This is a genomic window from Amycolatopsis sp. NPDC021455 (assembly GCF_040640995.1).
Classification (GTDB): Bacteria; Actinomycetota; Actinomycetes; order Mycobacteriales; family Pseudonocardiaceae; genus Amycolatopsis.
Genome location: NZ_JBFACT010000027.1, coordinates 73,997 through 96,510 on the forward strand (window position 1 = coordinate 73,997; position 22,514 = coordinate 96,510).

The following is a 22,514-nucleotide window of genomic DNA, read 5'->3' on the forward strand; positions in this document are numbered from 1 at the left end:
GGGCCGCGAGCCGGAACTTTCACGGGAAAGCTCCGCCCGCGCGGGAGTGCACCAGCCGCGTGTACTCCCCCAGCAGCTCCGTCAGCTCGCCGTGCTCCCCCGCCGACGCCAGCTGCTGGTGCCCCACGAGCATCGCCATCCCGAGCGCGGTCAGCGTCCGGGCCAGGGCGCGGTCGCCGACGATGCCGGCGACCGCCTTGCCGACCGTCCGCAGCCGCGCGGAGTCGACGCGTTTCTGGGCCGCGCGCACGGTTTCGTCGTTCATCGCCCACGCCCGGATCGCGGCCTCGGCCTCGTGGGGCAGCCCGAGCGTGAGATCCATCAGCGCCGCGAAATCCGCCGCGGGGCCGCCGGTGCCGAAGTTCCCCTCGCGCAGGATGAGCACCTGCCGGTTCTCCCAGTGGTCCAGCAGCTGCTCGACGAACCCCGGCCAGCCGCCGAAGTGGTGGTAGAACGAGCCGCTCGTGACGCCGAGGTCTCGGCACAACGCGCCGACGTTCAGCCCGGTGAACCCCTGCTCCGCCAGCAGCCTGAACGCGCAGGCGAAGTAGGCCTGCCGGTTCGCGGCCGGCATCAGATGTTCCGGTCCCGGTCCCGCCAGTAGGGTTCGCGCAGCGAGCGCTTGAGGATCTTGCCGGTGGCGTTGCGCGGCAACGCGTCCACGACGTCGATGCTGCGCGGGCACTTGTAGTGGGCCAGCCGCTCGCGGCAGAACTCCACGATCTTCTCGGGATCGAGCTGGTCGCCGGCGACGACGGCCTTGACCTGCTCGCCCCACTTGTCGTCCGGCACGCCGATCACCGCCACCTCGGCCACCCCCGGGAACTCCGCGACCACGCGCTCGACCTCCGGCGAGTAGACGTTCTCGCCGCCGGTGATGATCATGTCCTTGACGCGGTCTTCGAGGAACAGGAACCCGCCGTCGTCGAGGCGCCCGACGTCGCCGGTGCGGACCCAGCCGTCCACGATGGTCTCCGCGGTCGCCTCGGGCTTGCCGAGGTACCCGGCCATCCGCTGCTCGGTGCGGACCCAGACCTCGCCCACGTCGGCGTCCTCCCCGGTGACCGGGTCGACGATCCGGATGTCCACTCCGGACAGTGCGGTGCCCGCCGAGGCCAGCCGCTCGGGGCGCGTGGCGTCCCGGTGCGCCTCCGGGTCCAGGGCGGTGACCGCGCCGGACAGCTCGGTCATGCCGTAGACCTGGGCGAACTTGACGTCCGGCCATGCGGCGAGCACCGTGCGCAGCAACGGGAGGGGCATCGGCGAAGCGCCGTAGCAGAGGTACTTCAGCTTGGCGAACGCCTCGAGCGCGGCCTCGCCGGCCTGCGCGATCCCGGCCACGACGGCGGGCACCAGGAAGGCGTGCGTGATCCCGGCCCGCAGCGCCGCGAACAGCGACGCCGCGTCCGGTTCGCGGGTCAGGTAGGACGGCTCGCCGTAGAGGAACCCGGACACCGCGTAACAGCTGCCGCCGACGTGGAACAGCGGCATCGCGACCAGGTTGACGTCGCCGGGGCCGATCGGGAACGCGGTCCCGGCGGCGAGGCCGTGCGCGAGGACGCTGCGGTGGGTCAGCACCGCGCCCTTCGGGAAGCCGGTGGTGCCGCTGGTGTACAGGACCAGGACGCCGTCGTCGGTGTCGACGTCGGCCCCGACGTGCGGCTCACCGGAAGCGAGGAAGGACTCGTACTCGTCGCCGACGACCACCACGCGTTCCACCGCGGGCAACCGGTCGCGGATCGCGTCGAGCGCCGGCACGAACTCGGCGCCGACGAACACGATCTTCGCGCCCGCGTCCTTCAGCACGTACGCCAGTTCCTCGCCGGAAAGCCGCCAGTTGACCACGGCGTTCGCGGCGCCGATCCCGGCCGCCGCGAAGGTCGTCTCCAGGCAGGCGGAGTGGTTCTTGTCGACGAAGGCGACGCGGTCGCCGCGGCCGACCCCGGCGGCCGCGAGCGCGCCCGAAAGCCGCCGGACCCGCTCGTCGAACTCAGCCCAGGTCCACGCCTTGTCGCCGAAGATGAGCGCGGTGTCCGCCGGGCGTTCCCGCGCCCAGTGCGCCAGGAGTTCACCGAACAGCCGGACCCGGGGGCGGACGTCTTCGGGCATGGGAGTTCCCCTTCGGACCGGCGCTGGACCATAGACTGCTCTATGGTGCGCCGCGGCCCGGCCGGCGTCAATACCGAACCCGGCTCAGGCGAACAGCGCCAGCAGTCCCTCGGCCGACCGGACGACCACGTGCGCCGCCGCGCGTTCCGGGTGCGGGCGGTCCGGCCGCTCCGCTTCGTGCCGCCAGCGCCGCAACGCGTCGAGACCCGCGTCGTAGATCTCGCCCGGGTCCGCGTCCGGGTCCAGCCCCAGGCGGTCCGCCGGGGCCGTGCCCTGGGCGCCCAGCAACCGGACCGCTTCCTCGGCGGGCTCGCCGGACAACGCCGTCCGGCCGCCGCGGATGTCGGCGATCAGCCGCAGTTCGCGGAAGTCGTGCGCGGCCGCGGCGAACCGTTCCACCCGGGACACCAGGCGGTCGCCGCCCGGGCGGGGCTGGGCGGCGAGCAGCGCTTCCAGCCGGATGATCGCCGTCCGCGCCTTCAGCGCCTCGGCCCGCGCCACGAAACAGCCGGCCAGGGTGTCCCGGAGCTCGCCGAGACCGCTGCGGCGCACCAGTTCCGCCGAGAGCTTGACGCGGTCGTCGCAGCCGGTGCGGATCAACGTCAGCGCCAGGCGGACGCCGAACATCCCGAACCGCACGACCAGCGACCGCCGCGTCTCGACCGGGATCGGGCCGGGGAACGCCGGATCGGTGAACGAGTCCACCGAAAGCACGTGCCGTTCCAGCTCTTCGCGCGGCACCGCGGCGAACGCCGCCAGCAGGTCGAACTCGTCGTCGCGCAACGACCGGCCGCCGTACGCGAGTTGCCCGGCGACGGCGATCACGCCCAGGAACCCGGTGCACAGCGGGTCTTCGCGCCACGCGCGCCGCGCGAGCTGCTTCGCGGTCAGCAGCGCGTCGATCCGGCCCGCACCGACCTCGTCGGCCCGTGACAGCACCAGCACCGAGTTCACCGCGCTCTGCCGCGCGAACGGCGAGCCGCCCGGCGGGTGCGCGGCCGCGAGCTCGTCCGGCTCGAGGTGGCGGACCAGCCGGACCGTCGCGTCCGGGACGTCGTCGCCCGGGCCGGGGTCGTCCTGCAGCACGAGGTCGCGCAGCGCCCGGGTCGGCCATTCGCCCAGCGCGGCGGCGAGCGTCGTCTTCCCCGACGACGGCGCGCCGGTGAACGCGACGCGCAGGGGCTGCTCCAGCCGGTTCAGGCAGTCGTGCAGCAGCGCCGACGCACGCGGGTCGTCCCGGTAGAGCCCGGCCGCGGCGTGCAGCAGGTCGCGGACGTCCTGGGTCACGCCGAGAGCTCCCGCCGCTGCTGCCGCCCGGCGATCGTGCCGAGCTCGCCCGCGCGCTGGTGCAGCCCGGCGAGCCGGTCGATCTCGCGTCTGATGTGGACGGTCCGCCGCTCGCGCTCGGCGGTGCCGGCCAGGATCGTCTCGCGCTCGCGGGTCAGCTCGTCCGCGAGGTCCTCGGCCAGTCCGGTGAAGTGGTCGCGCAGCCGCCGCTGCACGACGCGGATCGCGTCCCGGCAATCCTTGCTGAACCGCAGGAAGACGTCGTCGACGTGCCGCTGCGCCGCCTGCTTGGCGACGGCCTGGCGGCGCTGCAGCCGCATCCCGCCCTCGTCGCGGATCGTCTTCACCGCGAACGCCGCGCCGGCGCTGAGCGACACCGGGTTGATCAGCGGCAGGCCGAGCCAGGGCAGGCTGGTCACCAGGCCGAACATCAGGACACCGCCGTAGGAACCGCGCAGCCCGGTGAAGGCCTGCTGGCCGATCTTGAACTTCTCGATCTTCGGGCGCCGGACGTCGTCGAGGTGTTCCACGCCCGAGCCGTCGAGCGGCAGCTCCGGCAGCGCGTGGTCGTACTGGGCGCCGAAGCACGCCGCGACCGCCTGGGCGGTCCACTGCGCCCGCTCGGTGAGCCACGCGTAGTTCGTCTCCACCGCCTCGGCGAGCGCGTTGTCGAGCCACGGCGCGAACTCGTCCCACAACTTGGCCGGATCGCCTTCGTCGAAGGTCTGGTCGATCGAGTTGACGATCTTGCGCGTCCGCTCACGCAGGTCGTACTCGACGTCGGCCGTCAGGTCGGCGATCTCGTCGGCAAGCAGGTTCTGCCACCGGGTGTTCTGCCGCCGCAGGTCGTCGGCGCGGCGCTGCGCCCGCTGCAGCAGCGCGGCCTGGCCGAGCCCCGCGTCCTGCCCGGCGGCGTCGATGCGATCGCGCAGCGACTCGACCAGCTCGGCTGCGGCGGCGCGCACGCCGACGGCGGCGAGCAGCGCGCGCGACTGCTCGGGCGGGCGCGCGGCCTGCTCGGCGATCCAGCCCAGCAGCTCGGGAAATCCGGAGCGGGCGTTGAGATCCGCGTCACCGGTCTTCGCGGCGGCTTGGCGCACGACGGCCGAAACCGGCAGAACGCGCGCATCGATCCCCGCTTCGGCGAGCATCCCGCGGTCACGTTCGGCGACCGCGCGCCACCCGGGACAGGCGTCGATCTTCGTGAGCGCTAACACGACATGCGGGCACCAAGTACGCACATGCCGCGCGAGCGCGAGTTCGGCGGCGCTCAGCGGCGCGGTCGCGTCCGAGACGAGGATCACGGCGTCCGCTTCGGCGAGGAAATCCAGCGCGGCGGCGGTCCGCGGTGACCGCGGGTCACCGACCGGCGGGGTGTCGACCAGGACGAGACCGGCGGAAAGGAGTTCGCGCGGCACGCCGACCTCGACGCGGCTGAGCGACCCGGCGGGCCGGGCGCCGAGCTCGCCGGTGAGCCGTTCGACCGCGACGGGGATCCGTTCGAGGGATCGGCCGACCAGCGTCGCGGCGGGTTCGGCGGAGTAGGCGATCTCCGTGGGCACGGCGGGGGTCGCGGCGTCGCCGACCGCGCACACCGGCGCGTTCAGCACGGCGTTGAGCAGGTAGCCCTTGCCCTGTTTGGGGAAGCCGAGCACGCCGAGCCGGGTCTGCCCCGGCGGGGCGTCCCGGCGTCTGCGCAGGCGCTCGGCGAGATCGGCGCGGCCGTGCGTGCGGCACGCGTCCAGGGTCTCGTTGAGCACGTCGAGCCAAGCAGGGGCGTTCACAGCCAAGGAGTTTCCCCGGTTCACTCCCCGTACGCACACCGGGTGCCCGTCCCGCGGTCGCACCCAGACCGTGGGACGGGCACCCGTGAGGCGCTCGGGGATCAGTGCCCGATGTGGATGTCGTTGTTCGACGCGATGTCGCCGATGTGCAGGTTGCCCAGCGCGTTGTGGCTGACGTTGGCGACATCCGAGACCACGTCGTGGACAGCCGAGGTGCTGCCGCTGGTGAGGTCGCCGACCTGGCCCGCGACGTTGTGGTCCACGTTGAGGCCGGTGGCGGAGGTCACGGTGTTGGTGACCTCACCGAGGCCGAGGCCGTGGGCCGCGCTCGTGACCTCGCCGGTCACGTGCTGGACGTCGAGGTCGCCGGCGCCCTTGAGGATGCCGGAGAAGTCGCCGACGTTGCCCACGACCGAGTTGACCGTGTGGGTGAGGTCACCGCTGACGTCGCCGACGTGCGAGGTGGCCTCGTAGACCGGGGCGGTCGCGTTGTTGGAGACGTTGCCCAGCACGCTCTCGCCGAGGCTGCTCGCCTCGCCCAGGGCGCCGACGGCCGCGCTGTGGTCGACGTCGGTGACCGAGTACACCAGGTTGCCCGCGACCTGGACGGCGTCCAGGCTCGAGCCGAGGTCGCCCGTGGCACCGAAGACGGCGCCGGTCGGGTCGCCGGCCAGCGCGGTCACGCCGGCGGCGGTGTTGGTGAGGTCGTTCACGGCCGGCAGCGAGCCGACGCCCGGGACGGCCGGCAGGCCGAGGTCGCCGACGACCGGCAGCTCGCCGGTGCCCAGCTCGCCGACACCCGGCAGGGCCGAGGTGGCGGGCAGGCCGAGACCCTGGGTGAGGGCGGTGAGCTGGTCGATCGCACCCTGGATGCCCGGGGCATCGGTGCCGACCGAGGTCAGGTCGCCGACGGCGGGGAGCGCGCCCACGGCCGGGAGGCTGTCGACCGGCACGTAGTCGAGGACCAGCGGGAGGACCTCGTGCACGTCGGCGGCGCTGACGTCGCCGAGGCCGGCGGCGGCGAGGACGCCCTGCGGGTCCGTCCCGAAGGCCGCGAGCGCGGTCGGGTCGTTGAGCAGGTTCAGGGCGAAGTCGTGCAAGGTCTGCACGGATTCCATGGAGTTTCTCCTGGTCCGGTGGTTCGGGGGACAGCATCGGCCGCAACGACCGGTGCTCCGTGATCAAGGTAGGGAGACCGTCCCCCAGCGCACATCGGGGATCACTCCGAGTCGCAGTCCAGTCAGCCGATAGGGGATCGATATGTCATCGTTAGGGAGTTAGGGGCTCATCCGAGACGCGCTCAGTTGGGTTAAATCCCTCCAGACCCTTGCCTGACTAACCCGTTTGGGTGAGGATGCCCCGAGCCCTAGGGGGATTCCCTGCCCCTGTTCGGCCCCACGAGGTGAGGAGGAAGCGCCGTTGCCCTACGTCCTCGGGATCGATGTGGCACAGGGACGGACCCACGCCGCCACCCGCCGGCGTCTCGGCCCCGGCTGGGGCGACCCCGAACCCCTCTGGCTGGGTGAGCGATCCCCCGCCGCGGCGTCCGCGCTGTTCCTCGACGACGAGGGGTACCTGCTCACCGGGGACGCGGCCGCGCAGGCGGGCGCCCAGGTCCCGTCCCGGCTGCTCACCGGCTTCCACCGGCGGATCGGCGACGACGTGCCGATGATCGTCGAAGGCGAGCCGTTCCCGCCCGAAACGCTCACCGCCGTGCTCGTCGAAGGCATCGCCGAGCACGCCGCGCACCTCTTCGGCGGCGCCCCGGACCACCTGGTGCTCACCCACCCCGGCGACTGGGGCTCCTACCGCCGCGACGTGCTGCGGCGGGCGCTGGCCGACGCCGGGTTCCCCGACGTCACGCTGGTCCCGGGCCCGATCGCGGCGCTCGGCGCGCACCTGCCCGTCCCCGGTCCCGGCGCCCAGGTCGCCGGGGTGTGCGAGTTCGGCGCCGACGGCGTGCACGTGACGCTGGCCACGGCGTCCGGCGCGAGCGGCTGGCAACTCGGCGCGAGTGCCGAGGGCGTGGCCCCGGCGGCCGCGCTCAGCACCCTGTTCGCCCTGGCCGGTGCGGCCTCGACGTCCCCCAAGGGCCTCGCCGGAGTGGTGTTCTGCGGCGACGTCCCCCCGCACGCGCTGCCGGCCCGGCCGCCGTGCCCGATGTTCGCGGGACCGGTTCCGCCGGCGGCCGCCGCCCTCGGCGCGGCCGCCCTCGCGGCGCTGCGCGCCGAGGGCCGGGCGACGCCGCACGAACCCCCCGCCGTCGAGACCACCCTGCTCCCCCAGGTGGACACGCTCGGTGAGCTCGGCGAGCGGCCGCCCCGGCCGCCGGTCGAGATCACGCCGTTCGAGCTGCCCGAGCGCAGCAGCCCGCTGAACCTGTTCCGGCGCAAGCGTCCCCTCGCCGCGGCGGTCCTGGTGCTCGCCGCGGCCGTTTCGGCCGGGGTGATCACCCTCACCGCCCGCGAAGCCAACGCCGGTCCCCCTCCTGTCCCCACGCCTGGCCACTGCGCCCCCTCCGGTGAAGGTCACTGTTGAACACACTGCTCACGCAGGTCGCCCCGCTTCGCACCATCCCCGTGCACCCGGCGGCGCGGCGGCTGCTCGACCGCGTCGCCGCCGATCCGGCCGCGCCGCTGCGGCTCGCCGTCGTCGCCCCCGGCGGGTACGGGAAGAGCGTGCTGCTCGCCGCGCTCGACCGCCGCTTCCGGGAGGCCGGCGTCGACGCCGTGCTCGTCGACGACGCCGACCGGCTCGCCCCCGACCAGCTGGAGGAGCTGCTCACCGGCGCGGACGGGCCGATCGTCGTCGCGCACCGCCCGGCCGCGGTGGCGCCCGGCTGGACGTTGCTGCCGCTCGGCCCGCTCGGCGTCGAAGACGTCGCGCAGCTGATGTCCGCGGCGACGGGTTCGCCCGCCGACCCGGCGGCCGCGGCCGAGCTGCACGCCCGCAGCGGCGGTGTCCCGCGGCTGGCCGAGCGCGCGCTGCTCGGGCGGCTGGAGGAGTTCCGGCCGGAGCTGGACGAGCTCGACGACGACGTGCTGCGCTACCTGATCGCGGCCGAAGCCGGGGCGGGACGCAACCTGGACCTGTTGTGCGCGCTGCTGGACCGCGACGCCGACCAGCTGCCCGGCATCGTCGAGGGCGCCCGCGCGACCGGCCTGCTGGCCCCCGACGACACGCTGCTGCCCCTGGCGGCCGTGGCCGTCCGCGACTTCGGGCCGCCCGCCCGCCGGCTGACCACGGTGCAGCGGCTGGTCGAGCTGCAGCTGGCGAACGGGCTCCCGGTGCTCGACCTGGCCCGCTCACTGCTCGGCACGGGCAGCTCCGGCGCGTCGGCGGCGGCCGCGTTCGCCGCGGCGGCGGGCGAAGCGCTCCCGACCGACGCGCGGCTGGCGACCCGGCTGTTCGAAGCCGCCGCCGAAGCGGGCGACCGCTCCACCGCCGTCACAGCGGGCTGGGCCCGCGCGGCGGCGCTCTCGGGAGATCTCGACACCGCGCTGCGCCTCGGCGACGGGATGCTCGGCGCGGCCGACGCGGAAACCCGCGCGGCGGGCGCGGAAATCGCCGCGACGGTCCTGGCGCACCGCGGCGAGCTGGCCCGCAGCGCGGAGCTGTACCACTGGGCGGGCCGCACGGACGCGTTCTCGGCGACGGCGCTGGTCGGCACGGGCGACCTCGAAGGCGCCCGCCGTCTCCTGGACGCCCCGACGCCCGGCGTCGCGCCGACGTTGTTCGCGGGCGCGGCGACCCGGATGGCCCGCGGCATCGTGGATTCGGTGTCGGGCTGCGCGACGGAGACGTTGTCGACGTTGCTCGGAGCGGCGGCGATGCTGGAGCCGGCACTGGGCGGCACGCTGCTGCCGGACAGCCCGGCCGCGCTGGCGGCGCTCGTCGCCCTGCACACCGGCGAGCTGGCGCTGGCGGAGTCGGTGCTGACCCGCGCGTTGGACGGCCGCATCGGCGGAGATCTCCTGGCGGCCCGCCACCGCCTGCTCCTGGGCTGGGTGGCGATGACGGCGGGCGACCTGGCGACGGCGGCGGAACACCGCGACGCCGTGGCGGGTGTCGAGTTGGAAGCCCGAGACGAGCTGTTCTTCGCGACGCTGGAGCTGGGCCTGGCCCGCCGGGCGAGCGACTTGGTGGGGTTGCAGCGGTCGTGGAACCGCGCGTACCAGGCGTCGATGCGGCAGCAGACGGACCTGTTCACGTTGCTGCCCCTGGGCGAGCTGGCGATCGCGGCGGCCCGCACGGGCGCGTTCGCCAAGCTTTCGGGCCAGCTCGAACGCGCCCACGGCCTCCTGACCCGCCTCGGCGAACCTCCACTGTGGACGGTCTCACTGGTCTGGCACGAGCTCCACGCGGCGATCACGTTGGAGGACGCGGAAGCGGCCAAGGCGCACCTGGCGACGTTGACGCGGCACGCACATTGCGGCCGCCACCCGCACGCACTGGCCACGGCGGCCCAGAGCTGGCTGGCGGTCCTGAGCGGAACATTCGACCCGGCGGTGATATCGGCGGCCGCGGCGGAGCTGCACGAGCTCGGCCTCCGCTGGGACGCGGCCCGCCTGGCCGGCCAGGCGGCGATCCGCACATCGGACCGCAAGGCGATGGTCCAGCTCCTGGAGGCGGCCCGCCAGTTCCAGGGAACGGCGGCCCGCCGCGAACCGGGGATGTCGGCGGAACCGGCGGCGGGCACGGGCCTGGCGGCGTTGAGCGAGCGGGAGCTCGAGGTGGCCAGGCTGGTGGTCGAGGGGCTGACGTACAAGCAGGCGGGCAGCAAGCTGTTCATTTCGGGCAAGACGGTGGAGCACCACATGGCCCGCATCCGCGGCAAGCTGGGCGCGGCTGATCGGCGGGAGCTGCTGGCGACGCTGCGGGAGTTGCTTTCGCGGCCCGAGGCCCCGTAGAGCAGCCCCCGCCCATCCCGGCGAAGTCTTGTCGGTGCAGGCAGTGGACAAGTGGTTCAAGGATCCCACCACCCCGAAGCCGGATTGTGACAACGGACGGCAGCACCGCGTCAAGGCGGGAAAGCGTGCCTTGACCCGGCACTACCGGCCGTGTTCTGGCTTCGTATCGGGGCGGCGGAGGAGGTCTGGGTGGGGCGCCAGTCATGCCTCAGCGTGCGGTCCACGACGGGGAGGCATCTCCGCGGAGCGTCCCGAAAGCTCGCCCCGAAAGCTTCCCCCGCCCTCTCCGGGGGTCCGGCCCCGCACCCAGTGTATCGGGGCCGGCCGACGGAAAGCCGGGAAAAGCCTCCGCCGGGGCTGGTTGTCCACATCCGGATCGGGCTGTGGACAACCAGCTCGAGTGCCGCCGCACGCACTTGACGGTGTGCTATAGGAGTCTGGGTCAGGCCGTCGGCGTCGTGGCTGTGAAGGTCGCTGACGGGCCTGTGCCCGTTGCCGTTACCGCCGCCACCGTGAACGTGTACGCCGTGGCCGGTTTCAAGTTGTCCACCACTCTGGTCATTCCCTTGATCGTCGGCTGGGTGACCAGGGCGTCGCGGCCTTCCACCGTGATCGTGCGGCCGTCCGAAACCGTGATCGTGTAGGCCAGTACCGGGGTGTCGCCCGTTGCCGCCGGCGGGTTCCAGCGGATGGATGCCGCTGTCGCGCTCGGGAGGGCTCGGGCGCTCGTCGGTGCTCCGGGGAGTGCGCCCGGCGTCGGGCCCGGTGTCACCGGGGCTGCCGGCAACGAGGGCTCGCTGGTGCCGTACGCGTTGCGTGCCGCGACCGTCACCGTGTACGGCGTTCCGTTCGTCAGGCCCGAGATCTCCGCGTACGCGCGCTTCGCGAAGTCGACGGCGGATATCGTCGCCGTCAGCGTCCGGCCGTTGCCGCTGGCCGTCACCACGTAGGCCGTGACCGGGGCGTTGTTGAAGGCGAACGTCGGGTTCCAGGTCGCGTACAGCTTGCCATCCGCCGCGAACGTGCCCACTCGCGATGGCGCTTCGGCCGGTGCTCCTCCGCCAACCCGGCGGGACAGCAGGCCGCGGTAGGCCGGTTCGAGACCCGCGTTCGCGACGATCGCCGCCGGGGCGTCGGACGGGTGGGCCAGGAGCTTGTTGCCGCGCGTGATCGCTCCCTTGTCCGTCTTGTCGCGGTCGCCCTGCTCCCAGTAATTGTCCTCGACCAGTGTCGGGTCGTTGTTGCCCAGGTCGTCGCGGTAGTCGACGTGCACCGTGCCGACGTTGAAGTACGCCGTGCGGTACAGGACGTTGCCGCGGACCGTCTCGTACGTGTTGCCGTTGTCCGTGTACACCGCCTTGCCGAGGCCCCACTGGTCGTGCACCACGTTGCCGGTGACCTTTTCGCCGTTTTCCAGCGAAGTGCCGGTGATGCCCTGCGTGTAGATGCCGCCGCCGTCGTCGAGCATGAGCATGTAGTCGAAGATCAGGTTGTCCGAGACGGCGTTGTCGTGCGAGAGGTTCGGCGTCGCCGGCTTCTTGATCTTGTCCGGCCAGCCGCCCCAGCCGAGCGAGATCGCCGAGTAGCCGACGTGGTCGATCTGGTTGTGGGAGATGGTGTTCCGCACGGTGTAGCCGTTGACGATGGGCACCCCGCCGTGGAATTCGCGCGGCAGGCCGTAGAGGTGGTTGTCGGTCACCACCACGTCGCGGACCACGTCGGCGTCGGTGTCCGTGACCGGCTTGTCGACGCCGCCGACCTGGACGCCGTTGCCGGAGATGTCGGTGAAGACGTCGCCGCGGACCTGGGATTCCTTGGTGCCGTCGATGAGATCGAGACCCGCACCGCCGAGGTGGGCGAACACGCTGTCACTGAACTCGACGCGCCGGCCGTGCGACACCGAGACGTTCGCCGGTTCCCGCGTCCACGACGCGTAGGGGCAGGTGCCGCCGGGGACGAACTGGCACAGGCCCTGCACCGCCCAGCCGTCGGCGCCGGTGATCGTGTACCCCGCCTGGATTTCGGAGAATCCCTCCGGCGATGACGGCGTCAGCCACGTCGCATAGGAGAAGCGCAACCCGCGGAAGGCGACGTCGTGGATCCCTTGTGCGTCGACGAGCTTCTCGAGCACCGGCACCTCGACGTCGGCACGGCGCAGATCCTGGCCCGGTTTAGGCAGGTAGTAGACGACGTGGGCAGCCCGGTCGAGGTACCACTCGCCGGGGGTGTCGAGCAGTTCGAAAGCGTTTTCCGCGTAGGTGGGGTGCCGGCCGTTGGTGAGGTCGGCCGGACCGACCATGTTCACGCTGCGGCCCGGGATGTCCGGGAACAGCACGCGTTTCGTGGAGTTGTCCCAGCACGGCTGGGCCATCGTGATCGTGGTGCCCTCGGCCGCGGCGAGGGGGCAGCGCGGCTCGGTCCACTGACCGAGGCCGTCTCGCTGGATGTTCCAGAGCGCTTCGCCCGCGGTGTAGACGAATTCGACGTCCTTCGGATTCCGCCAGTGCGCCAGGGTGTCGGCGCTCGCGGTGTATCCGGTGGCGGTCGCCTTGACGGTCACCGGCAGCGGGCCCCGGGCGCGCTGTTCGCGGACGCCGTCGACGTACAGCTGCCGGGTGTTGTCGAGGCCGGCGGGCGCGGGCGCGGCGAACAGCCCGGGACGGCCGGGGACCGCCCGCCAGCCGGTGACCCGCAGGCCGCCGTTCAGCTCGGTGTCGCCGCTGCCCTGCCAGATGACGCGGTGGCCGTTGCCGCCGGAGTCCCGGGCGTCGAGGCGCAGCGGCTGCGCCAGCCGGAAGACGCCGGGGGCGAGGTGCACGGTGAGATCGCGGGTGAGGTGCGGCGCACGCTGCCGCACGAGGTCGCGCGCCTTGTCGAGGGTCCGCACGGGCCGGCGCGCGGTGCCCGGAGCGCGGTCGGATCCGGCGGGCGAGACGTAGACGTCCTGGCTCGCGGCGTCCGGATCCGCCGCGGCCACCGGGCCGGTCGGGGCGAGCAGCGCGCCCACCCCCAGGAGAACGACCACCGCGGTGCGGCGCCGCTTCGAGCCCCACTTGGTCAGCATGGACGAAACATAGGATCTCTCGGCGTCCATGTCGACAATTTCCCGCTCAGCGGGGCACAACGTCACCTATTCATCGGATGACAGGGGCCGGTTCGTTGGCCGAGCCGGCTGGTATCGGGACCGCGGGTGTCGCCGCAGGACTGGATGTGCGAGCAGGCGATCGTCCATCGAGCGTCGCAGCTACAGCGGTCAGGTCACTCGTATCCTGGGGTTCGGGGCATCGCGGACAGGCCGAGTTCTTCCCGGGCCGCCGCGAGGAACTCCTTTTCTGCCGACCAGAGATTCGCGAATGAATCCGACGTGAGATCGGCTTCGGAAAGCGTGGCTCTCGCGGCGGCGACCTGGCGCGCGGCGCGGACCAGGTAGACGCACGTCCTGACTGTGTCAGGCAGATCAGACACAAGCCGAACCGCTGTCAAAGCGGACTCGAATTTCTCCTTGTAAGGCCGCCCGGCTTCGTCGAAGAACGGCATCATCTGATCAGGCAACCTCGGATGAGGAATTGCGGCGATCTTCGCGGTCGGCTCGAGTGTGAACGCGACGTACTGACGGTAGGCAGCCAGAAATTCGTTGTAGGTCTCAAGTCGGATGTCTCGCCACTGGCGAGCATGCTCGCGACTCCAAGATCGGTCCTGGTTGCGGAGTGTCAGCCATCCACCAAGCACGACGCCGAGCAAGGCCACCACTGCGGTGATCACATTACCGATGACGCTCACGAGCTGCGTCCTCCCTCGGTCGTCAGATGGTCAGCGCAACGGTCGAATCTTGTACGCGAGACTCGCAACGCCTCATGATCGTAGTGCACAGCCGCGCATTCACCTTGCGCACCAGGAGCACCGAGCCGGCCGCGGTCGGGAGGTTCAATCTCGGCTGGGCCCGAAGCGTTCGGTGCGGATGCGGTGCGGGTCGTGCCCGAGGGCGACGAGGATGTCCGCCACCGTCTCCACGAAGCCGGTAGGGCCGCAGACGAAGCAGGACGCGCCGAACTCCGCCGGCCAGCCCGCCGTGTTGAGCGTGGCCACGTCGATGCGCCGCGGAAGACCGGGACGGCCTTCGGGGAGTTCGCGGGTGTACACGTAGGTGACGTCCAGGCCCGCCACCGGTGTGCGCAGTTCCTCGGCGTAGTAGAGCTCGGCCGGGGTGCGCAGCGAGTAGATCAGCTTGAACGGCGTCCGGACACCGGCCGCGCGACGGGCGCGGACCATCGCCATCAGCGGCACGATGCCCGAGCCACCCGCGACGAGCAGCACCGGCGCCGGGTCCGTCGGCCGCCAGACGAACCAGCCGCCGACCGGGCCGCGGATCTCGACCGGGTCACCGACGGCGTACGGACCGGTGAGGTGCTCGGACACCTCACCGTCGGCGACGCGCTGCACGGTCAGCTCGACCCGGTCACCATCGGCCGGCGCGGCGAGCGAATAGCTCCGCTGCGCGCGATAGCCGTCGGCGGCCGTGAGCCGGACGTCGACGTGCTGCCCCGCGAGGTGCCCGGGCCAGCCGGGCAGGTCGAAGACGAGCGTGCGCGCCGTCGGCGTCTCGTCACGGAAGCCGGCCAGGCGGGCGACCCGCCAGGCTAGTCGCCCTGATACCGCTGTTCGCGCCATGGATCCCCGTAGTCGTGGTAGCCGGCGTTTTCCCAGAAGCCCGGCTCGTCCCGGGTCTTCAGCTCCAGCCCGCGCACCCACTTCGCGGACTTCCAGAAGTACAGGTGCGGGACGAGCAGCCGCGCGGGGCCGCCGTGTTCGGGGGTGAGCGGCTTGCCGCCGTACTCGTAGGCGATCCAGGCCTGGCCGTCGAGCAGGTCGGCCAGCGGCAAGTTCGTCGTGTAGCCGCCGTAGGAATGGACCATGACGTAGTCGGCTTCGGTGTCGAGCCCGCCGACCAGCGTGTCCACCGAGACCCCGCGCCACCGGGTGTCCAGTTTGGACCATTGGGTGACGCAGTGGATGTCCACGGTGGGCTTTTCGCTGGGCAGCGCCATCAGCTCGGCCCAGCTCCAGCTGTGCTTGTCACCCGTCTCGGTGGTGACGGTGAATTCCCACGTCTCGGTGCGCACGCGCGGGGTCGGGCCCGCCGACAGCACGGGGAAGTCCTCGGCGAGGTACTGCCCGGGCGGCAGGCGCGGGTTGCCGCCGCGCGCCCGGCCCTGGAAACCCGGTGTCACGACACCCATGCGGCACTCCCTTTCCCGGTCCGCTTCCCGGTCCCGGCGAGCCTACGCCCGGACCCGCAGCCGTAGCGACGTGACGAGCAACGCAGCCTATCCGGGTGAGCGAGCGGTCCGGGTGACGCGACGCGCCGATCGGCTCGGCGTTCATCGTCGCTGGGGGCAGCTCCGCGTGCACCCCACGGGCACAGTCCGCACAGGCGCACCGGCGAGATCGGCCCGCGCGCACTTGTGAAGGGCCTGCTGATGTCACCGGCGGCGGCCGGTCGTTCGTCGGGGGCAGCGAGCGCCGATCCGTCGTCGGTCAGCTTCGTCCTTCTCCCTCCCCTCCCCCTCCCCGCCCCACCCCCTCCGCCCACCCACCACCAGTTGCCGAAGAGCAGGCGTCGGCCCACGCCCGCGGATGGCCGATCTTGCGTGGCATCGGGCGCCGCGTCAGGCTGACGGCACATCCGATCACGGAGGGCCGCCCATGCTCGACGCCGATGCTGTCCGGAACGCCGTGTCGATGCCCGCCGCCGTCGGGGCGGTCCGGGAGGCGTTTCTCGAGCTCGCCGCCGGGCTTTTCGTCGTTCCGCAGCGGTTGTCCTTCGGCGGTGGCACGACGCTCGTGATGAGTGCCTGCCACACTCCGTCGTCGACGACCGTGGTGAAGACGCTCAACCTCGCTCCCGGGCGGACGCCGATGATCCTGGGCACGCTCGTGTGGAACACCGCCGCCGGTCAGGTCGTCGCCGACGCCGTCGAGGTCACCAGCTTGCGCACCGGTGCCGTTTCCGGTGTCGCCACGGATCTGCTCGCCCCGCCCGCCGCGAGCAGGCTCGCGCTCCTCGGCACCGGCGCCCAGGCCGCCGACCAGGTCCGGGCTGTCGCCGCGGTTCGCCCGGTGCGCAGCTTGGCCGTTTTCGGCCGTAACCGCGAGCGCGCGCTGGCCTTCACGGCTCGGCTGAGCTCGGAGCTCCCCGATGTCGTGACGCGGGTTGCTCCGTCCGCGGCGGACGCGGTGTCGGACGCCGAGATCGTCTGCTGTGCTACTTCATCCAGTACTCCTCTCTTCCCGGCCGAAGCCCTGCCCGAACGGGTTCACGTCAACGCGATCGGTTCCTACCTGCCGTCCATGCGGGAACTTCCCGCGGAGCTTCTCCGGACGGCGAGCTGCGTCGTGGTCGACCAGGTCGACGCCGCGCTCGAAGAGGCCGGTGAGGTGATCCACGCCGTCGACACCGGGCTCCTCGGACGAGCCGACCTGCTGGAGCTGGGCCACGCCCTGCGCACGCCCCCGGCGGTGACCGGGCGGACGGTGTTCAAGTCCGTCGGCCTCGCCGTGCAAGACTGGGCCATCGCCCAGCTGCTCGGTAAGGACTGAGCGTGCTCGTGCCGCGCCGGAGAGCAACAGAAGCGGCCGAACGGCCCAATCTGCGGGCGGATGCGTTTGATCAGTCACCCGATCCGGGAATTTTCCGGACATGTCTCCTTGGCGAACCACCACCAGACGGAACACGGCCGTGCGGGTCATCACGGCGATCGGCGCGATCTTCGCGGGGATCGAAATTCTCTACATGATCATGGTGCTGGCCGGCGCGAACGCGGGCAACGCCTTCTTCCAGTTCATCAAGTCACTGGCGGTTCCTCTCGCTTTGTTCTGGCCTGGCTTGTTCCCGGTGGACAGCCCCAGCCTCGCCGTGATCCTCGACTACGGTCTGGCCGCGGTGTTCTGGCTGGTCGTAACCGGCATCATCGCCCGCTTCGCGGGCCGGTGACGGCGAGCGACCCGCTGTCCGCACCCGCCTCGGGAACCACCCGCCCTCGCCGCCCCCGGTGTCCTTCGGCGACACTGGATGGATGAGCGACGGCGGGTGGTTCGACGGCTGGTCGCCCTGGCCCGAGCTGGCCGGGCTGGCCGCGGCCGGGCGTTCCCTGTTCCCGAACCTCCCGGTCACCCCGGCCGCCCTGGCGCGCACAGTCACCGAGCAGCTCGTCGGCCGCAGGCTCACAGCCAAGCTGAGCGACCAGAACCTGAGCGACGGGAACCTGGGCGACCCAGTCGTGGGCGACCGCGAGGTCCGCTTCACCCTCGCCGAACTCGACTATCCCGCCGACAGCCTCCGGCTGGCCACCGGCCGCATCGGCGACGTCCGGATCGTCGCCGAGGACGTCGACTGGCCCGAGCCGGACGGCGGCAGCATTTCGCTGCGCCGGGTCACCGTGATCGCCGAGGACGTCCGCCTCCGCTCGCTGCCCACGCCGGCCGCCATTCCCGCCCGCGTGCGCCTGGGGATCGCCGTGTCCGCGGACGTGCTGCGCGAACGGGTCGCGGCGGTCCGGCCCGGGATCGTCGCGGCCCCGGCCGGGAACGGACTGCTCCGGATCCACTGGGCCAAGCACCCGCACTGGGGCCACCTGACCCTGCGACCCCAGGTCGCGGACCACGCCGTGGTGCTCCTGCCCCAGACCCTCCACATCGGACAGAAGGAACTGCGGGCCCCGAAGCGGTTCCGGCCCATCGAGCTGCCACTGCCGGACCTCCCGCCGGGCATCCGGCTGACGAAAGTCGAGCCGCGGCAAGACGAACTCGTGCTGCACGCAGTGGCGGAGGAATGGCCGGAACGGCTTTCCCGCATTCCCCTCGCCGATCTGCTGAGCTGGCTGACGACCGCCGCGATGACGTTGACCCTGCCGAAACTCGGTACGCGTTCATGACCTGCCTCCCTTGACGAGCCGGCCGATCGGCCGGACAAGGGCAACGCTACTCGAACGCTCGTTCGAACATCATCACTCACAAGGGTAGAGCCGGAATTCAGGCATCCCGGTCCCGCAGATAACGCGTATGGTCGGCTTGGCGATCGACCTCGGAGGCGTAGAACCGTTCGGCCACCCGATGCGCCTCCGCTTCGAGCAAACCCAGCTGTACCACCAGTTCCTCGCCCGCGCCGGCCCGCCGGGCCGCGAACCACCACGGGAGGTTCAAGTACGTTTCCAGCGACAACGGCAGATCCGTCCGCACCAGGCGGACGACGGCGTGCCGCAGGTCGGGATCGGCCGAAAGCCGCGTGGGTTGCGCCAGCAGATCCCGCAGCACTTCGGCGATGCGCCCCACTGTGTCCACAGTAGACGGAGGCATCCGGGACGCCTGCGCCGAGACCCGGCGCACCAGCGTCTCGAGCGACGAACGCAGCTCGGCGGACGTGTCGGGGACCAGCCGGACCTTCTCCCCCGGCGCGAGCAACGCCCCGGCGGCGTACAGCGCCACGACCACGAACGGCCAGAACCATCCGACCACGCCGCTCAGGTGCAGCACGACGCCGATCAGCCCGCCGACGCAGCCGGCGAGGTTCTTCGTCGACCCCAGATAACGCAGCATCATTGGTACCCGCGGATCTCCTGGAACACCTGCGCGAGCCGGACGTTGCGCGCGTCGAACACCTTCCCGCCGGTCCGGGTCGCGACCTGGGTCAGCTCGTCGCTGCTGCCTTCGCCGAACAGCACGGTGAACACCGGCACCTGCTTCATCGCGGGCGACAGCGAACCGGACGACGCCAGGAAGTCGGCCAGCGACGAACCGTTCGCGTTCTCGCCGTCGGTCATCAGGACGATCGAGGTGAACCGGTCGGGATCACGCGCGGCCAAGGGTTCCAGCACCCGGTAGGCCTCGGACAGGCTGTCGTAGATCGCCGTCCCGCCCCGGGCGGTCAGCCCTTCGGCGAACGCCTTGATCCGCCCCAGTTCCCCGGCGGGGTCCTGCTCCGGCACGGTGAACGTCCGCGGCGTCCCGGGACCGGTGTTGAACGGCAGCATCGTCACCTCCTCCCGGCTCCGGAACCGCCGGAACCGGCCGGTGAGCGAGTCGTCCGCGCCCGTCAGCCCCACCAAAGCGGTCCGCAGGGAGTCGATCCGCTCGCCCTCCATCGACCCGGACGTGTCGAGCACGTACAGCGTCCGCGAAGGACGGCGGATCTTGTCGAAGTAGGCCGCCAGCAGCGCGTCGACGGCCTGCCGCGTCGCCGGGAACGGCAGCTCGACGAGGTCGTGCGCCGCGAACTGCGCCCCCAGCGCGACACCCGGCACGACCGGACGCCGTTGCGTGGTCTCCATGATCCGCTTCTGGACGTCCGGCGTCCGCAGGTAGTCCGAAAGGCGCTGGTGCGCCGAACGCGCGTCGGAACCGGCGTCCGCCAGCAGGGAGAGCGGGTAGTCGGCCGTGACGACGCCGTCGCTCGGGTAGATCACCGTCAGCGGCTCCGGCAGCTTCCCGGACGCGTTCGCCGAGAGCAGCACGGACTCGTAGTTGACCAGCCCGTCGACCTTCTGCCCGGGGTCCTGGCCGGTGGCGCGCCGCGTGTACGCGTCGGAGAGCCAGCCCGAAGACCCGGCCGAAAGCGCCTGTGCGCTGAAGAACTGCGTCAGCCGCGGAGTGACCGAAGCGATCTGCCGGGCATCGATCGCGTTGCCGGCTCCCGCGAGCGCCGACGCGACGCCGACCAGCGCCGAGAACCCGGAGTTCGACGCCGACGGGTCCGTCATCCCGTAGCTGAACGCCTTCTTCCCCGCCTGCTCGGCGATCTCGCCCCAGCCGACCGGCTTGCCCACCCAGCCGAGCCGCCGCGCCACCGGCGTCGCGAGTCCGAGCACCACCGGCGAGCTCATGATCTTGACCTGATTCCCGAGCCGCTTCGCCGCTTCGGGAATGGCCGCCGGGTAACGGTTCGAGGAGAACCACACGGCGTCGTACTTGCCGTCGACGCTGCCGTTCGCCAGTGCTTCGGCGCCCTCCAATGTTCCGGTGTAGGTGAACTTGACCTTGACCCCGGTCGCCTTCTCGGCCTCGTCGAGCACCGGCTGCATGTCCGCCAGTTCGCTGCCCGCGAGAACCCGCAAGGTCCCCGGTTCTGGGTCCCCCAGCGGCGCGGAAGAAGATCCGGAACAGCCGGCCAGCAGCAAGGCGCAGAGAGCGAGCGCCCCCAGTTTCCCGATCACGATTCCCCCTCGTGCGAACGGCGCAGGTGGTCTTCGGCACGGCGGATCTCGCCGGACAGCGACTCGACGGTGGCCGCCATCGAGCGGACGGCGTCGGCGCGGAACCCGTCGATCGCGTCGATCGAGGCGTAGATCCGGTCGAACGACTGGCGGATCGTCTCGGTCGCGACAGCCGGGTCGCTGCTCGCCTTCCGGATCTCCGCGGACTGCGTCGCCAGCAGCTCCGAGTTCGCCCGGATCAGCCCGTCGGTGGTCGCCTGCAGCGCCGCCACCTCGTCGAGGACGTCGCGTTGGCTCGCCAGGGCGCCGCTGACCAGCAACGCGACCCGCAGCGCGGCCACGGTCGTCGACACCGCGCGCTCGACGCCGCGGATGAGTTCGTCGTTGGTGCGCCGCACCAGGTCCAGTGCGAGGTAGCCCTGTGCGCTGACCGCGAGCTGGGTCAGCAGGTCCTGGTGGCGTTGCCGGATCGGGTACAGCACGTCACCGCGCAAGGCGTTGGCGCGCGCGGGATCCGTCAGGTCGAAGACCCCGGCCTGCGCCTCGATCGCGCCGTCGACCGCCTCGGCGAAGGCGGCCGCTTCGGCCAGCTTCCCCATGACCTGCCACAGCCGCTCGCGCTCGCCCTTGATCGCGGCGTTGTCGCGACGCAGCACGTCCTGACGGCCGCGGAGGTCGACGACCAGCGCGTTGACCGGCTCGTTCGCCGCGCGGTACCGGTCCAGGGCGCGCTTCGCGCCCGCGGCGGCCGGGAACATCCCAAGCAGCTTCCGCCCGGTCAGCGGCAGCTTCGCCGGGTCCAGCCCGGCGACCGTCCGGCGCAGGTTCGCCAGGCTCGTGGTGACGCCGTCCTGCGGGGACGCCGCGCTGCGCAAGGACCGGTCGAGCATCGATCCCGCGACGCCGGCCGCGGCCCGCATGTCGGCCTCGCCGACGGCCAGCAGCTCGTCCAGGAGGTCGGTGAACTCCGGCGAGCGGACATCCAGGGCCTCGAGCCGGGCGGCGAAGGCGTCGGCGCGAACGGCGACTTCCGACCGCGTGTCCTCGCTGAGCGTGATGAGGCCGGCGGCGCGTTCGGCGGGGATCGCCGTGACCGGTCCGGGTGGGGTGAGCGCGAAGTCCATGTCAGTACTGCTTGCCGACGGCGTCGAGCAGCCGCTCGAGGGTTTCGAACGACGGCGGTTCGACGGCGTCCACGAGGTCCGCCGGTGCGTGCGCCGGCGCGGCGACGTCCGCGAACAGCTTCGGGTCGTTCGTGCGGAAGCCGAAGGTCGCGGCGAGCTTGCCCAGCTCGGGGTCGGTCGCGAGAAGCCGGCCCACCTTGTCGCCGTCCGCGGAAAGCGGGACCAGCGTGTGCTTCGAGTACACCGTCGGCGCGGTGTAGAGCATCCGCATGTCCGGCCGGACCGAGCCGTCGCCGCGCACGACCCGCCCGACGTACTGCGACTCGTAGACCAGCGCGAGCGGCGTCTTGCCCATCCCCGCCGAGAGGTAGTCCTCGAACGGCCCTTCGGTGCTGTTCTGCGTGTACCCCTGGTCGAGGAACAGCTTCGCCACCGACGGCAGCACCTTCGCCTCCTGCTCCGGCGTGCTGACGACGGTGTTCCCGTTGGCCACGAAGGAAACGATCGACAGGTACATCGCCGCGGAGTTCGACTCACGCGGGTCGGTCGTGGTGACCAGGACGTTCTTGCGGGCCGGGTAGGCGGTGTTGCCGGGCAGCTGGTCCCAGCGCGTTCCCGCCTTCGCCAGCTCCAGGTACTTCCCGATGTCGAAGACGTCGTAGTCCCCGGCGCCCTTGCGCACCACGCCGTTCGCCTTCAGCAGCGCCACGATCGGCTCGAAGGTCGCGACCGCCATCGGCGACTGGAACGGGGTGTACACCGTGGTCACCTTGCGGTCGCGCTGGATCTTCTGCGCGGCCGGCGACGACGAAGGGAACGCGAACGCGTACTTCCCGAGGTCCACCGTCGTCGCGATCTGCCGTGACCCGGCCGTGTCGACCTCGACCTTCACCCCGTGGCGCGCGAAGGCGTCCACGACGCGTTGATCGGTGAAGAACGCCTGCTTCTCCGAGCCGATGACACCACGCACGGTCGTCAGGTCGGGCTTGGAGTCGTCACCCCAGATGATCACGCCCACGACGGCCAGCAGGAGCACCACGGCCAGTCCGATCGACACCCGGCGTTTCACTGAGCCACTCCCCTCGACGGGTCTTC

General features: G+C 71.8%; 18 protein-coding genes. 5 read left to right on the forward strand and 13 right to left on the reverse strand.

All coding sequences use genetic code 11. The annotated features are described in order from the left end of the window. Window positions 1–19: 19 nt before the first annotated feature. The 5 genes from AB0G28_RS27095 to AB0G28_RS27115 all read right to left on the reverse strand — a co-directional run bounded on the left by AB0G28_RS27095 (window position 20) and on the right by AB0G28_RS27115 (window position 6,298). Entirely contained in the window at window positions 20–574 is a 555-nt protein-coding gene (locus AB0G28_RS27095) for a TetR/AcrR family transcriptional regulator (protein WP_361094656.1), read from the reverse strand. After that, window positions 574–2,109 carry a long-chain fatty acid--CoA ligase gene (locus tag AB0G28_RS27100; RefSeq protein ID WP_361094659.1) on the reverse strand — a complete coding sequence of 512 codons (1,536 nt, stop codon included), beginning with the start codon at window positions 2,107–2,109 and terminating at the stop codon, window positions 574–576. Before AB0G28_RS27100 ends, AB0G28_RS27095 begins: the two co-directional genes overlap by 1 nt. Window positions 2,110–2,193: 84 nt before the next feature. Beyond that, on the reverse strand, window positions 2,194–3,396 hold the full coding sequence (locus tag AB0G28_RS27105) for a GTPase (RefSeq protein ID WP_361094661.1): 1,203 nt from the start codon (window positions 3,394–3,396) through the stop codon (window positions 2,194–2,196). Further along, window positions 3,393–5,180 carry a dynamin family protein gene (locus AB0G28_RS27110; RefSeq protein ID WP_361094663.1) on the reverse strand — a complete coding sequence of 596 codons (1,788 nt, stop codon included), beginning with the start codon at window positions 5,178–5,180 and terminating at the stop codon, window positions 3,393–3,395. Before AB0G28_RS27110 ends, AB0G28_RS27105 begins: the two co-directional genes overlap by 4 nt. A gap of 101 nt (window positions 5,181–5,281) precedes the next feature. Further along, a complete protein-coding gene (locus AB0G28_RS27115; protein WP_361094665.1) occupies window positions 5,282–6,298 on the reverse strand; it encodes an IniB N-terminal domain-containing protein in 1,017 nt (338 codons plus the stop codon). 301 nt (window positions 6,299–6,599) lie between these two features. On the opposite strand from AB0G28_RS27115, the gene AB0G28_RS27120 reads away from it, so the two are divergent. Together AB0G28_RS27120 and AB0G28_RS27125 are read left to right on the forward strand one after the other, a co-directional pair. Further along, window positions 6,600–7,718, forward strand: a complete 1,119-nt coding sequence (locus tag AB0G28_RS27120; protein ID WP_361094668.1) for a molecular chaperone DnaK — start codon at window positions 6,600–6,602, stop codon at window positions 7,716–7,718. Continuing rightward, window positions 7,715–10,090, forward strand: coding sequence for a helix-turn-helix transcriptional regulator (locus AB0G28_RS27125; protein ID WP_361094670.1), 2,376 nt, complete (start codon window positions 7,715–7,717; stop codon window positions 10,088–10,090). Before AB0G28_RS27120 ends, AB0G28_RS27125 begins: the two co-directional genes overlap by 4 nt. A 442-nt stretch (window positions 10,091–10,532) precedes the next feature. Here the strand turns inward: AB0G28_RS27125 and AB0G28_RS27130 are convergent, their stop codons facing one another. The 4 genes from AB0G28_RS27130 to AB0G28_RS27145 all read right to left on the reverse strand — a co-directional run bounded on the left by AB0G28_RS27130 (window position 10,533) and on the right by AB0G28_RS27145 (window position 15,327). Then, the gene (locus AB0G28_RS27130) at window positions 10,533–13,184 is read right to left on the reverse strand and encodes a fibronectin type III domain-containing protein (protein WP_361094673.1); all 2,652 of its coding nucleotides are present in this window, start codon (window positions 13,182–13,184) and stop codon (window positions 10,533–10,535) included. A 164-nt stretch (window positions 13,185–13,348) separates the two neighbouring features. Further along, on the reverse strand, window positions 13,349–13,870 hold the full coding sequence (locus AB0G28_RS27135) for a hypothetical protein (RefSeq protein WP_361094676.1): 522 nt from the start codon (window positions 13,868–13,870) through the stop codon (window positions 13,349–13,351). Window positions 13,871–14,014: 144 nt separating this feature from the next. Further along, window positions 14,015–14,758, reverse strand: a complete 744-nt coding sequence (locus tag AB0G28_RS27140; protein ID WP_361094679.1) for a ferredoxin reductase — start codon at window positions 14,756–14,758, stop codon at window positions 14,015–14,017. Next, a complete protein-coding gene (locus AB0G28_RS27145; protein ID WP_361094682.1) occupies window positions 14,728–15,327 on the reverse strand; it encodes a sulfite oxidase-like oxidoreductase in 600 nt (199 codons plus the stop codon). The genes AB0G28_RS27140 and AB0G28_RS27145 overlap by 31 nt, the downstream gene beginning before the upstream one ends. 466 nt (window positions 15,328–15,793) lie before the next feature. Between AB0G28_RS27145 and AB0G28_RS27150 the strand changes: the two genes are divergently transcribed. The 3 genes from AB0G28_RS27150 (at window position 15,794) to AB0G28_RS27160 (ending at window position 18,021) form a co-directional block, all read left to right on the forward strand. Then, window positions 15,794–16,687, forward strand: coding sequence for an ornithine cyclodeaminase family protein (locus AB0G28_RS27150; RefSeq protein WP_361094685.1), 894 nt, complete (start codon window positions 15,794–15,796; stop codon window positions 16,685–16,687). A gap of 139 nt (window positions 16,688–16,826) precedes the next feature. Continuing rightward, window positions 16,827–17,081 (forward strand): hypothetical protein, encoded by a 255-nt coding sequence (locus AB0G28_RS27155; RefSeq protein ID WP_361094688.1) that lies wholly within the window; start codon window positions 16,827–16,829, stop codon window positions 17,079–17,081. An 82-nt stretch (window positions 17,082–17,163) separates the two neighbouring features. Next, on the forward strand, window positions 17,164–18,021 hold the full coding sequence (locus AB0G28_RS27160) for a hypothetical protein (RefSeq protein ID WP_361094691.1): 858 nt from the start codon (window positions 17,164–17,166) through the stop codon (window positions 18,019–18,021). 97 nt (window positions 18,022–18,118) lie between these two features. On the opposite strand, the gene AB0G28_RS27165 is transcribed toward AB0G28_RS27160, so the two are convergent. From AB0G28_RS27165 to AB0G28_RS27180, 4 genes are read right to left on the reverse strand one after another with little or no spacing between them, the layout of a single operon-like run. Further along, window positions 18,119–18,685 carry a hypothetical protein gene (locus AB0G28_RS27165; protein ID WP_361094694.1) on the reverse strand — a complete coding sequence of 189 codons (567 nt, stop codon included), beginning with the start codon at window positions 18,683–18,685 and terminating at the stop codon, window positions 18,119–18,121. After that, window positions 18,682–20,292: a VWA domain-containing protein gene (locus AB0G28_RS27170; protein WP_361094738.1), complete on the reverse strand. Its 1,611-nt coding sequence runs from the start codon at window positions 20,290–20,292 to the stop codon at window positions 18,682–18,684. Before AB0G28_RS27170 ends, AB0G28_RS27165 begins: the two co-directional genes overlap by 4 nt. Beyond that, window positions 20,292–21,419 carry a toxic anion resistance protein gene (locus AB0G28_RS27175; RefSeq protein ID WP_361094697.1) on the reverse strand — a complete coding sequence of 376 codons (1,128 nt, stop codon included), beginning with the start codon at window positions 21,417–21,419 and terminating at the stop codon, window positions 20,292–20,294. The genes AB0G28_RS27170 and AB0G28_RS27175 overlap by 1 nt, the downstream gene beginning before the upstream one ends. 1 nt (window position 21,420) lies before the next feature. Next, window positions 21,421–22,488: a hypothetical protein gene (locus tag AB0G28_RS27180; RefSeq protein ID WP_361094700.1), complete on the reverse strand. Its 1,068-nt coding sequence runs from the start codon at window positions 22,486–22,488 to the stop codon at window positions 21,421–21,423. Window positions 22,489–22,514: the final 26 nt, after the last annotated feature.

Coding starts and splice junctions, on each gene's coding strand:
- AB0G28_RS27130 (WP_361094673.1), bottom strand. CDS start 13,184: ATGGACGCCGAGAGATCCTATGTTTCGTCCATGCTGACCAAGTGGGGC.
- AB0G28_RS27175 (WP_361094697.1), bottom strand. CDS start 21,419: ATGGACTTCGCGCTCACCCCACCCGGACCGGTCACGGCGATCCCCGCC.
- AB0G28_RS27100 (WP_361094659.1), bottom strand. CDS start 2,109: ATGCCCGAAGACGTCCGCCCCCGGGTCCGGCTGTTCGGTGAACTCCTG.
- AB0G28_RS27145 (WP_361094682.1), bottom strand. CDS start 15,327: ATGGGTGTCGTGACACCGGGTTTCCAGGGCCGGGCGCGCGGCGGCAAC.
- AB0G28_RS27115 (WP_361094665.1), bottom strand. CDS start 6,298: ATGGAATCCGTGCAGACCTTGCACGACTTCGCCCTGAACCTGCTCAAC.
- AB0G28_RS27160 (WP_361094691.1), top strand. CDS start 17,164: ATGAGCGACGGCGGGTGGTTCGACGGCTGGTCGCCCTGGCCCGAGCTG.
- AB0G28_RS27150 (WP_361094685.1), top strand. CDS start 15,794: ATGCTCGACGCCGATGCTGTCCGGAACGCCGTGTCGATGCCCGCCGCC.
- AB0G28_RS27140 (WP_361094679.1), bottom strand. CDS start 14,758: ATGGCGCGAACAGCGGTATCAGGGCGACTAGCCTGGCGGGTCGCCCGC.
- AB0G28_RS27095 (WP_361094656.1), bottom strand. CDS start 574: ATGCCGGCCGCGAACCGGCAGGCCTACTTCGCCTGCGCGTTCAGGCTG.
- AB0G28_RS27165 (WP_361094694.1), bottom strand. CDS start 18,685: ATGATGCTGCGTTATCTGGGGTCGACGAAGAACCTCGCCGGCTGCGTC.